10 protein-coding genes and 1 pseudogene are annotated in these 8,038 nt (G+C 60.4%); 3 read left to right on the forward strand and 8 right to left on the reverse strand.

Annotated elements, in window-relative coordinates; translation table 11 throughout:
• Together CON76_RS10065 and CON76_RS10070 are read right to left on the reverse strand one after the other, a co-directional pair.
• Positions 1-163, reverse strand: a pseudogene (locus CON76_RS10065) (IS1380 family transposase); the annotation flags it as partial.
• A 95-nt stretch (positions 164-258) separates the two neighbouring features.
• On the reverse strand, positions 259-1,827 hold the full coding sequence (locus CON76_RS10070) for an ATP-binding protein (protein ID WP_101103235.1): 1,569 nt from the start codon (positions 1,825-1,827) through the stop codon (positions 259-261).
• A 465-nt stretch (positions 1,828-2,292) separates the two neighbouring features.
• Between CON76_RS10070 and CON76_RS10075 the strand changes: the two genes are divergently transcribed.
• The 3 genes from CON76_RS10075 (at position 2,293) to CON76_RS10085 (ending at position 5,587) form a co-directional block, all read left to right on the forward strand.
• Entirely contained in the window at positions 2,293-3,321 is a 1,029-nt protein-coding gene (locus CON76_RS10075; protein WP_169929031.1) for a ParA family protein, read from the forward strand.
• Complete coding sequence (locus CON76_RS10080) at positions 3,305-4,279, forward strand: ParB/RepB/Spo0J family partition protein (RefSeq protein WP_101103229.1); 975 nt, start codon at positions 3,305-3,307, stop codon at positions 4,277-4,279. Before CON76_RS10075 ends, CON76_RS10080 begins: the two co-directional genes overlap by 17 nt.
• A 153-nt stretch (positions 4,280-4,432) precedes the next feature.
• A complete protein-coding gene (locus CON76_RS10085; RefSeq protein WP_145995408.1) occupies positions 4,433-5,587 on the forward strand; it encodes a hypothetical protein in 1,155 nt (384 codons plus the stop codon).
• A gap of 33 nt (positions 5,588-5,620) precedes the next feature.
• On the opposite strand, the gene CON76_RS10090 is transcribed toward CON76_RS10085, so the two are convergent.
• The 6 genes from CON76_RS10090 to CON76_RS10105 form a co-directional block, all read right to left on the reverse strand.
• Positions 5,621-5,881 carry a hypothetical protein gene (locus tag CON76_RS10090; protein ID WP_101103231.1) on the reverse strand — a complete coding sequence of 87 codons (261 nt, stop codon included), beginning with the start codon at positions 5,879-5,881 and terminating at the stop codon, positions 5,621-5,623.
• A 68-nt stretch (positions 5,882-5,949) separates the two neighbouring features.
• Positions 5,950-6,849 carry a hypothetical protein gene (locus CON76_RS10095; RefSeq protein ID WP_101103232.1) on the reverse strand — a complete coding sequence of 300 codons (900 nt, stop codon included), beginning with the start codon at positions 6,847-6,849 and terminating at the stop codon, positions 5,950-5,952.
• Positions 6,850-6,882: 33 nt separating this feature from the next.
• Positions 6,883-7,050 carry a hypothetical protein gene (locus CON76_RS13145; RefSeq protein ID WP_169929032.1) on the reverse strand — a complete coding sequence of 56 codons (168 nt, stop codon included), beginning with the start codon at positions 7,048-7,050 and terminating at the stop codon, positions 6,883-6,885.
• Positions 7,047-7,223, reverse strand: a complete 177-nt coding sequence (locus CON76_RS13150; protein ID WP_169929033.1) for a hypothetical protein — start codon at positions 7,221-7,223, stop codon at positions 7,047-7,049. The genes CON76_RS13145 and CON76_RS13150 overlap by 4 nt, the downstream gene beginning before the upstream one ends.
• Before the next feature lie 70 nt (positions 7,224-7,293).
• Complete coding sequence (locus tag CON76_RS10100) at positions 7,294-7,491, reverse strand: hypothetical protein (protein ID WP_101103233.1); 198 nt, start codon at positions 7,489-7,491, stop codon at positions 7,294-7,296.
• The gene (locus CON76_RS10105; protein ID WP_101103234.1) at positions 7,488-7,820 is read right to left on the reverse strand and encodes a hypothetical protein; all 333 of its coding nucleotides are present in this window, start codon (positions 7,818-7,820) and stop codon (positions 7,488-7,490) included. Before CON76_RS10105 ends, CON76_RS10100 begins: the two co-directional genes overlap by 4 nt.
• Positions 7,821-8,038: the final 218 nt, after the last annotated feature.

Raw genomic sequence — 8,038 nt, forward strand, 5'->3', positions numbered from 1 at the left:
AGCCCAGCCTGCGGTCCACTTCGGCCAGCAGCATCACCCCGGCATCGCTGGTCATGCTGCCGCCATCGAAGCGGCCCTCGATCTTGCGGCGGCCCAGTCGGCCAAAATCAATCACGCCAACCTCATCGGCAGTTGTTTGCAGTGTACAGTTTGGTTTCGGCATTGCCCGTCCTCTCATCCAGATTCGATACCTCGATGTTCGGGCATTTCAAGGGCAATGCCGTCCTCGTTTCTACGGACTACGGTGAAATATCCGGGCTAGCCCGCACGCTCGACCTCAAACGCCACCACGCTGCGCTGCACCTTGCTGAACTCCACCCCGATGAGGTGAATGGGCTGACCCAACGCGCGGTACTTGTCGGCGTAGGCCCGATCCTTGAGCTGCTGCAGCGCCTTGCCGTTGGGGTGCTGCTCCACGACCTTGAATTCGAACAGGTAGATGCCGCCGTTGAAACGTACCGCCATGTCGATGCGGCCCTGGCTCGTGCTGTCCTCCAGCGCAATGTCGAGCCCCAACGCGGCAAAGTGACTGTAGAACACGCTGGCGTAGTAGCCCTCGTACTGCGCCATCGGGTTGTTGCGGTACCAGTCGTGCGGGACACTGGCAAAGAAGGCCGTGAACAAGCTGCGCAAGCCCTCGAAGTCGTGGGCTCGTAACAGCCGCAGCAGGGCCGAGCACTGGTGCAATGCCTGCGATGCCGCCACCCCCAGCGCGGGCAGCAGCGCCCGGTTCAGGCTGGTGCGCACCTCCAGGTTGGGGTAGCCTAGGGTGTAGACCCACTGCCCGGGCAGTATCTCCTCCTGCCGGTGCAAGGTCAGGTAACCGCTCTGGAACAGCAGTGCATCGGTCTCGATGCGATCCACGTCGAAGCTGGAGAGCAAGTCCAGGTCGGTCAGGCGCTGTGCCAGGCCGGGCGTGAAGGTTTGGCGCTGGCGTAGCAGCTCGATCAGGAAGGTCGAGGTGCCAGTCTCGAACCAGTAGGGCCGGAACGCGCGCATATCCAGCAGCAACAGCACATCGAACGGGTTGTACACGCTGGTGCCGCCCCAGTTGTAGCCGTTGTACCAGCGCCGGATCTCCTCGCGGTCCAGCCCGGGCAGCTCTGGCGCAAACACCGTGTCCATGTCTTCATCGGTGTAGCCGCACAGCGCCGAGTAGCGCGCATCGACCGTGATGTCCTTGAGGTGGTTCAAGCCTGAGAACAGCGACACCTTGCTGAACTTGCTCACGCCCGTGAGCATGGCGAACTGGATGTGCGCGTCCTGCTCCTTAAGCACCGAATACAAGTCACGCAGCCCGTCGCGCATCTCGCGCGCCACGTCGGGCGCGGTGAGGTTGTCCAGGATGGGCTTGTCGTACTCGTCGACCAGCACCACCACGCGCTGGCCACTGTGCAGGTGCAACTGCTGCAGCAAGTGACTCAGCAGGCCCGATGCGTCCTGCCCCTCGGGCAGCGCCACACCCAGCCGGGTGTAGTTGTCCTGCAGCAGCAGGCGGATGCGGGTATCCAGCGCAGCACGGCTGTGCAAAACGCCCTGGCCCAGGCTGATGCGCACCACCGGGCAGCAGATGCTCCAGTCCCAGTGCGCGTCGGCATGCAGCCCGGTGAACAGAGCCCGGTTGCCCGCGAACAGCTCAGCGATGGTGTCGAGCAGCAAGCTCTTGCCAAAGCGGCGCGGGCGGCTCAGGAAATAGTACTTGCCTTCGGTCAACAGCCGCAGGATCAGCGCTGTCTTGTCCACGTAGTAGTACCCCTCCTGGCGGATCTCGGAGAAAGTCTGGATGCCGATGGGCAGCTTCTTGCGCTGTGTCGTGGACGGAGTCATGGTGGGGCTGATGTTACCGCGCGCGGGGCAGCTGTTGCAACGGCGCGACAGCTGGTTGGCGGGCGGGTGTTCCACGTGAAACCTTTTCTGGGGTGGTTTTTTTGGATGTCGTTGTTGGGCTTTGTTGCGGTTCTGACGCATTTTGGCCTGTTTTACGTCTTTTTTTTACGTAACAAGTCATTTATTTTACGTTTTTCCCGGTTTTTCGTTTATTGACTTCCGATAACTTAACTTAGCGGAAGTGCGCGCAGCGCAGGCTGTAAACCGCCATCAAACCACCGGGCGCGTACTGGCAGCGGGGTCGTGTAAAAAATTCTGCCGTCTTGTGAGTTCCGGTCGTACAATGCGCGCCAAATACTCACTACGGTGGAGGGCGTCATGGTTTATTTTCGGGTCAGCACAGCCGCAAAGGCTTTGGGAAGTGGTTGCGCGGAGACGTTGCGACGCGATGCCGTGCGCGCTGGTGTGCAAGTTGAGTTGCACAAGACCGGCACCCGACAGGCGCGCGCCTTCTACCCGAAAGACCTGTTCGATATTGCCCGCTACCGACTGAACCGCATCGAAGGCCGCAAGCCCGAGCGCGCCGTGATGTCGGTGTGGAACCCCAAGGGCGGCATTGGCAAGACCACCATCAGCGCCAACCTGGCTGTGCTGTACGCCCTGATGGGCCTGCGTGTGCTGATCGTGGACTTGGACTTCCAAGGTTCGCTAACCCAATCGTTTGGCTACGACAGCGACATCACCCCAGAGGAGGCTGAAGCCTACGGCGTGCCCGAGGACAAGACGGTACAGCACACCATTGCAAACTTGCTGCCCACATCCGCCGAGGCACGCAAACTGGAGGATACGGTCAAGAAGCCGTGGGGCGATGCTGGCCCACATCTGGTGCCCGCCGACCTGATGCTGGATCACCTGGACTACCTGTTGCTTGCCGTGACGTTGCAAGGCAACCAGTCCGACCTCATCATTGCCCAATGGATTGCGGACAGCCGCAGCGGCAAGAACAAGCTGTGCGACTTGTCTGGCTACGACGTGATCCTGTTCGACTGCCCGCCATCCAAGAACCGCCTGACGCGCGCAGCCTTGCTGGCCAGCGACATGATTGTGAGTCCGGTGCGGTTCGACTACTTCAGCAGCAAGTCCCTGAGCTACCTGGTGCAAGTGCTGAAAGACATGGAGCGGGTGTACGGCTTCAGGCCCGACCTGTCCATCGTCGGCAACGAACACGATGCGGGCCGGGTTCGATCCGCACTGCACGTCACCAGCCTGGCGCACACCTATGGCGACGCACTGCTGGCACAAACCATCCGGCGCAGCGAGGACTTCCACCGGGCGCTGGATTCTGAAGACCGCATACCTGTGGCGCTGGCCAAGCCCACGTCGCCAGCGGCGGACGACTTGCGCGAGGTGGCCAAGATTCTGCTGCAACGCCTCAATATCAACATCCCCCGTGTTTTAGGTACATCAGGAGTCAAGAATGGCCAAGCAGTTTAACGAGACCGATGCGCTGAACAAGGCATTGGAAGGCGTGCGCTTTGCCGCCACGCACATTCCGCCGCGCTCACACCAGACGTTCCGTGGCATCGAGAAGCGCGACCCGTCCGCTGCTGGCCTGACGCGCGTGCTGGAGAACCTGCCCGGCATGGGCGGCGCCCCGGTGATGGTGTCGGTCGATGAGATTCTGGAAAGCCCGTACCAGACCAGCCCAATCAGCGAGGCCAAGGTGCTGGAGCTGGTGGAGAACCTGGGCAAGAACCCACTGAGCACGCCCGTGGTGCTGCGCAAGCTGCCCGACGGGGCGCTGGAGGTAATCGCTGGGCGCCACCGCATCGAAGCATACAAGCGCATGGGGCGGCGTGAGATCGAGGCGTCGGTGCGCGAGATCGACAACGATGAAGCCGAGCGCCTGGTTTTCTACGACAACCTCTTTGCACCCAGCCTGACGGACTACCAGAAGTACCTGGGCTTTGCCGCGCGCAAGGAATCCAAGGGTTTGTCGTTGTCCGAGTTGGCCGACGAGGCGGGCGTCAGCAGGCCAGAGGTGTCGGAGCTGATGGCTTTTGACAAGCTGCCCGAAGTCGTGCATGAGGCCATGCGCGCAAATCCGGGCGCCATCGGTTCAACCGCAGCCCCTGCTTTTGCAGAGCTGGCCACCAAATACCCGGAGCTGGCGGTGCAGGCAGTGAGCAAGATTGCAGCAGGTGAACTGATGCAAAAGGCGGCACTGGCCTGGCTGAAGACCGGCGGCATAGAACCCAAACCCGCCAACAACAAGCCACAGAAATACCCGGTGTGGAGTGCGCGCAAGAAGTACGCCGAAGTGGTGCAAGTTGGAAGCAAGCTGTCGGTGACGCTGCCCGATGCAAGCGCAGCCGAAGCCGTATTGAAGCAACTGTTGGCGATGATTGAGGATCAAGCCAAGCAAGCAAAGGAGGCCACGAAGGTGGCTTAAAATGAGTTTGGGCGGGCGCTGTTGGAGCAGCAACCCGCCCCTGGTTTTTGATTAGCGCAGATGGACGCTGACTAATCCGAGCAAGGCAAACAAAACACTTGGAGGTGATTGTTTGCCCGGATTATATCGGCCCACTCTGCAACGGAGCAAGAGATGGACGAGATTAGGGATTTTCCGCCGGTCATTCGGCGCGCTTTGGCCCGTGCGACGGGTTGTGACAGTTGCGGCTTGCGCGAGTTGTCAGGGATACAGCGCATGCTGTTGTCGCGCTACGTGCGCAATGTCAACATCCGGGACGTGCGCAAGTCGGTGCGGGTCAGCACGGTGGAACTCAGTGCCGCGCTGCATGTGAGCGACCGCACACTGCTGCGCATCAAAACCGAGTTGATTGCCAAAGGCTGGCTTGTCACGCATCAGGTGCAGTCCCGCAGGCGAGGTATGCAGATCAGTGACGTGACCCTCACGGAGCGGGCGCTGGCGGTGCTGGGCTTGCTGGAGGTGGCCGACCTACCCGCTGCGTCCGCCAAATTTGCGGAGCAAGTGAAAGATGTGGAAGAAAAAAACGACGTAACGCCAGTTTTGGCGGACGTTTTCTATTCTTCTCAATCTTTTTCAAAGAGTCACTCCCACGGGGAGCTTGCTGAAGTTTCTATTCAAAATGAAACTGTTACCGGTAACGGTATCGCAATGCCACCGAAGCAGGTTGACCAAGAGGTAGGTGAACCAACATTCCCGCCGTTGGACGCCGAAGCAGTGGAACAGCCGGTGCAAGCGCAAGCAACCGAACCTGAGCCAGAGTTGGGCTACACACACACCACCGACATCCCGCCAGACTTGGCCGTTCTGGAGAGCGGAGGTTTGAACCGATTTGCCATCTTCAAGCTGATGAGCATTGCCACCCGCAAGGGCAAACGCCTGAGCGATGTCGTGAAGGCGATGTCGCGGGAGACGCTGCTGGGGGCCAAGAACCTCTACAGCTACATGGTGAAGCTGCTGGCCGTTGATCGGGACTGGACGACCTACGAAGCCCCTGCGGTGGCCCGCCACGCGGCGCAGAAAGCGGCAGCGCAGCGCAAGCACGACCTCAACGCCGCCTTGCAAGCCATCACGCAAGCGTGCGCTGTGACCGGCGCCTTGACCAATTTGACGCGAGAGACGTACTGGAAGGTCGAGAACGGGGCTGTGTACGCTTGGAAGGCGCTCAATCCTTCGGTGCTGGCCCGCGTGCTCGACCTGGAAAAGATGGCTGAAGCCCTCAAGGCCCAGCGCATCTTTCCAGCACCGGAGTGTGAGCCTGTTGCATCGTGAGTTCCGATTCGGAACCGGCGGCAAATCAATGATTTACTGCTTGATGTCGGGTTTGCGTTTTGCTTTGCCTCTTGCCCGGATGGCGGCTGCTACCTTGTCAACCGATACCCAGTTTTCGGCGCATTTTTTCTCCACCAGTAGGGCGCACGCCTCGCGCTCTGCCGCTGCTACCAAGACGGCGAAGCGTTGCAGTTCATCTGGCGTCACGGTGTAAAACCCGTTGCTGAAAGCGGGCACCACGACACCCGGTGTATCAAAGGCCAGATCGGCGAGGCGGGCGATGTCGTACATCATGGGTATTCAATTTTTTCAGGCATGAAAAACGGGGCCGAAGCCCCGTGTGGTTTTTGTTGCGGTTGCCGTCAGACAATCGTCGGCTGCTGCTGTTCGTGGCGCCACCACAGCACACGCCCGCCGGTGGTTGCTGCACCGAACCGGGTCTGCCCGTCGGTCTTGCTTTCGATGCACACGCCAGACACTTGGTAGCCGTGGGCCAGCAGGTCTTTCAGCTTGCGCAGGGGCAGGTTCGCAAATTCGATCTGAAAACGCTCGGTCTCGGGTGACAGTTCGGGCACAGCCGGGGCCGCTTGCAACATGGCCTCGTACACCTTTTCAGCGGCCCAGAGTTCCTGACCACGGGGCAGGGGCGCATCGGCGGCTGACCACTTGCGGGCTTCGTTCAGCGCGTGCTGCATTTGCCACATGGTCGGTTTGGCGGGCACGATCTTGTGCTGGTGGGGCACCTTGGTCGGGTCGATCCCGTCGCCTGCGGTTTTGGCCACCAGTTCCTTGACCATTGCCAGCAGGCGGTCGCGCGATTCGGTCTCGGCGGCGGTATCGTCCAGGCGGGCGTTGTCGGCCACTTCGTCGGCCAGTTGGATGATGGCCAGCACTGGGTCTTGACCATCGGTCAGTTGCGGGGCTGTGGCGGGTGCAGCGGTTGGTGCCAGTTGCGACACACCGCCCGCGCCTACGGCTTCAAGCTGGGTTTGAAGGGCTTGCACTTCACCAGTCAGGCGTTCGATTTCGTCTTTGGCACCCTCGTACATGATGTGAAGCCACTGCACGCGCTGGTTGTACGTGCCCACGGCCCAGTCCTTGGAACCGGCATACAGTTCATCGGGCAAGGGGTAGCGGTTTTGCAATTCGGTGTGCAGTTCCAGCAGCTCAATCGCGGCCAGTTCGGTGAGTTCCGGGCTTGCGCCGGTGGCTTTTGCGGCTTCCAAGTCTTTCAGGACTTGCAGCGTGTATTCAGTGGTCATGGTGGGGTGGTCTTTCGGTGGTGATGCGCCTCATCATTGAATCAGCAGCAGGGTGGTGAAAAGAATGGTGGCCAGTGCCCCAAAAATGAAGCCGGTCAACAGGGGCGGGAAGATGCCCATGTCGTTGCCTTTGGGGCAGTGGCAGTTGCGGCCCTGGTTGCAGTTGTGCGTGCAGGTATCGAAGTGGCCGGGGGGTGTCATGCGGCCTCTTGCCCCGGTGCGTGTCGGCTGTCTGCGAGTCGTTTCAAGGCTTGCGCTTTGATGCGTTCTGCCAATGCCAGCTGTGCCGGGTCGGTGTCCTGTGCCAGTTTTTGGCGCTGTTCGCGCTCGACGGCTTCGGCCAGCCATTCGTGTTGTTCGAGTTCAAATGCCATGTTGTTTTTTGGGTATTTCGTAGCGGCTATGGTGCCGCGTTTGGGCGTTGTGCCGTGCCAGTTTTTCCGCTTACGCGCCGCCACCTGTCACACGCTGGCTGGGTTGAATGGTGGATGTGGCAGACACAAAGTTGCCGGTGAAGTCTTTGACGCTGCCATCGGGCTGGCGGCTGCCGTGCTTTTCGTGATCCAGGGCGCCGGGGCGGATGGGCTGGTTTTTGCGCCAGTTTTGGAAGACTTCGGGGGTCTGGGTGTAGGTGGGTTTCATGGCAAATGCGGGTCTTCTTCGGGGGCAATGGCGCGGCCCCAAATCTGGGTGGTGCCGCCGGTCTTGCGGTTGCTGAATTCGTCAAGCACGTACCATCCGGCGCGCTTTAGGACGGACTGTTGCGCGTTGTTGGCGGCGTCGCAGGTACACATGCCGTAGTCGTATTGGCTGAAGGCCAGGGCATCAAATTGGGATTGTTTCAGGTGGTGGGCCAGTCCTTGCCCGCGTTTGTCCACATCGACAAAAAAGCCGTGACACAGGCCGATTTGCGGCTGGCTGGGCATGGAGTCGATCTCAAAAGCCCCGTAGGGTGTGGCGTGGCGCGTCATTCCACGCCCCCTAGCCCGGATATTTCACCGTAGTCCGTAGAAACGAGGACGGCATTGCCCTTGAAATGCCCGAACATCGAGGTATCGAATCTGGATGAGAGGACGGGCAATGCCGAAACCAAACTGTACACCGCAAACAACTGCCGATGAGGTCGGCGTGATTGATTTTGGCCGACTGGGCCGACGCAAGATCGAGGGCCGCTTCGATGGCGGCAGCA

It is taken from the genome of Macromonas bipunctata, from assembly GCF_002837135.1.
In the GTDB taxonomy this organism is placed as follows: Bacteria; Pseudomonadota; Gammaproteobacteria; order Burkholderiales; family Burkholderiaceae_C; genus Macromonas_A; species Macromonas_A bipunctata.